The 2,486-nt window shown below is 49.5% G+C and carries 3 protein-coding genes; all 3 read left to right on the top strand.

Going from position 1 to position 2,486, the window contains the following annotated elements; all coding sequences use genetic code 11:
- The first annotated feature begins 83 nt into the window (after positions 1–83).
- The 3 genes from AK2_RS16175 (at position 84) to AK2_RS17695 (ending at position 2,422) form a co-directional block, all read left to right on the top strand.
- Complete coding sequence (locus tag AK2_RS16175) at positions 84–407, top strand: transposase (RefSeq protein ID WP_067937125.1); 324 nt, start codon at positions 84–86, stop codon at positions 405–407.
- Between the two features lie 240 nt (positions 408–647).
- Complete coding sequence (locus AK2_RS16170; protein ID WP_245632955.1) at positions 648–1,601, top strand: IS110 family RNA-guided transposase; 954 nt, start codon at positions 648–650, stop codon at positions 1,599–1,601.
- A 515-nt stretch (positions 1,602–2,116) separates the two neighbouring features.
- Positions 2,117–2,422 (top strand): IS3 family transposase, encoded by a 306-nt coding sequence (locus tag AK2_RS17695; RefSeq protein ID WP_067937122.1) that lies wholly within the window; start codon positions 2,117–2,119, stop codon positions 2,420–2,422.
- Positions 2,423–2,486: the final 64 nt, after the last annotated feature.

Here is a 2,486-nt window from a genome sequence, read left to right as displayed (position 1 = left end):
AAGTGCGTCGTTCCTCTTTAGCCCCTTAATTGAATTGGACAACCTCCCGGAAATATAGGACACTCGAGTCAGGAGGTTGTCGGATGGAACGACGAAAGTTTTCCGCAGAGTTCGAACAACAGGTTGTCCGTGAGTGTCTCGAGACAGCTAACATCTCCGGCGTGGCGAGAAAGCATGACCTGCGGCCGAATCTCGTGAGCAAGTGGGTTCGCCAGTATCGCCAGAATGGCGGTACAGCTCCGACCAAGTCAAAAGGTACTCCCACGCATGTCACACCCGAAGAATATCGCCAAGTTGTGGCTGAGAAGGCTGAATTGGCTTCCGAGAACGAAAAGCTCAAAAAAGTCCTTGGTGAGCAAACACTTGAGATTGCGATTCTGCGTGACTTGCTAAAAAAACACTCATGACTCTCCAGGGACGCAGGCTATGATGAAAATGTTCATGGTCTTTCTTGTATAGGAGAAGTCCAGCATAATGGTTGAGAGCCCGAGTAGTTCGGTTTAGCTTTGTGGAGGTTCGACCCCGATAAAAAAACTGAATGGACAGCCCTCGAAGCACAGGATATTGGACCGAGAGTCCGAGTAAAAAATCTTCCTATGTCGGGTTGTCTTCGGGTTCATCATTCTGGGAGTCGGAGGCGTCACACAATGATGGAAGCCATTCTTGAGCGATGTGCTGGACTGGATGTTCATCAGGAATCCATAGTGGCCTGTGTACTGGTTGGACCACTGGACCGCTCGCCCAAATCTGAAATTCGGACGTTTGGCACGATGGTGGATGATTTGTTAGCACTTGCAGATTGGCTGAGCGAGACTGGCTGTACACATGTAGCCATGGAAAGCACCGGAATCTACTGGAAGCCCGTATGGAATGTCCTCGAAGCATTTGATTTCGAGTTGCTTCTCGCCAATGCCCACCACATCAAGAACCTCCCGGGCCGCAAAACAGACATGAAGGACGCAGAATGGATTGCCAAACTGCTTCGCTGTGGTCTGATTGAAGGCAGTTTTGTTCCGTCTCAAGAAATCCGAGATTTACGGGATCTTACCCGTTATCGGAAAAAGCTCGTGCAAGAAGCTACGTCTGAAAAGAACCGAATTCACAGACTATTGCAGGATGCCAATATTAAGCTCACCACGCACATGTCGGATATATTTGGGGTTTCCGGACGCCTTTTGCTACAGAAGATGATCGACGGAGAAGTTATCACGTTGGATTTTCTGGAGACAGAGATGAAGGGTGCGTTACGGCATAAATCAGCTAAGTTGCTGCGGGCACTCAATGGCCATTTACGGCGGCATCATCGTGATATGCTTCGATTCTCCTACGAGCATCTTCGATTCATTGAACGGGCTATTTCAGAAGTCGAGGCGGAGATTCGTGCTCATGTGGCCGACAAGCAGGAGGCCTTTGAGCTGATAACTACGATACCTGGGATCAACGAAAACGCAGCCGCCATTATCTTGGCTGAAATTGGCGCTGACATGGACCAGTTTGGTGGTGACAAACAATTGGCTGCCTGGGCCGGTCTCAGTCCCGGAAATCATGAGAGTGCAGGTAAAAAAAACGGGTCCGGTCACGAAGCGGAAACAGTGCTTTGAAGGCGGTACTCTGTGAGTGCGCTTGGGCAGCTGCACGTACGAGGAACACAAGACTTTCCTCTCGCTATTGGTTATGGGTTCGCAGAATGGGCGTCAAGAAGTCATTAGTCGCTCTAGCTCACACTCTGCTTCGGATTGTGTATCATGTCCTACACCGGAAACAATCGTACACGGAACTTGGTCCAGACTATCTTGAAAGTTTCAGGCAGCGCAATGAAGAACGCCGTGAAGCGGAAATGATCCGCAGATTGGAGTCGAAAGGATTTGTAATTTCCAAGCCCTAGTCCTCATGTTGTTGCCCATCGTCCGTTTCCAGAGACTGCAGATTACAGCCTCAATTCTCGCTTACCCATTTTCTACCGAAGGTCTCTGCCTCTCTGGACTCATTTTCGTAAAAAAGCGAACCCTCACTGGCGGACAAAATAGAGATTGCAAACAAGTGGATCACAGCCGGGTACGCAAAACGCCTCGTGCTGCGCATAGTGAGGGTATCACGATCCACCTATTACTTCCATATGAATCACAGGCCGCAGCCATGTAGAGCCCGTGGTGGGCGTCCAATCCCTGGATACTCCCTTACGAGGAACGGGAAAAAGGTCAGTGACGAGCAGATTAAAGAGTGGCTCATGGAAGCCATTGAATCGGACGGATTTGCCTATGGATATTTAAAGCTTACCCACCTGCTTCGACGTGAACATGGCCTGGTGATCAACAAGAAGAAGGTTTATCGGCTTTGTCAGGAACTCGACGTGCTGAAACCGCAGCGCCAAGTGAAACGCAAGTATCCTACGGGAAACGGCTTAAACCTACAAAGGTTGTGAAAGTCTAAGAGATCTCTTAAAAACGGGAGCTAAGTCCAAACTACGGGGGTTAATCCGGTTCATC

Source organism: Alicyclobacillus kakegawensis NBRC 103104 (assembly GCF_001552655.1).
In the GTDB taxonomy this organism is placed as follows: domain Bacteria; phylum Bacillota; class Bacilli; order Alicyclobacillales; family Alicyclobacillaceae; genus Alicyclobacillus_G; species Alicyclobacillus_G kakegawensis.
The sequence above is the reverse complement of the archived record's forward strand: the minus strand, read 5'-3'. Positions and strand labels throughout refer to the sequence as shown.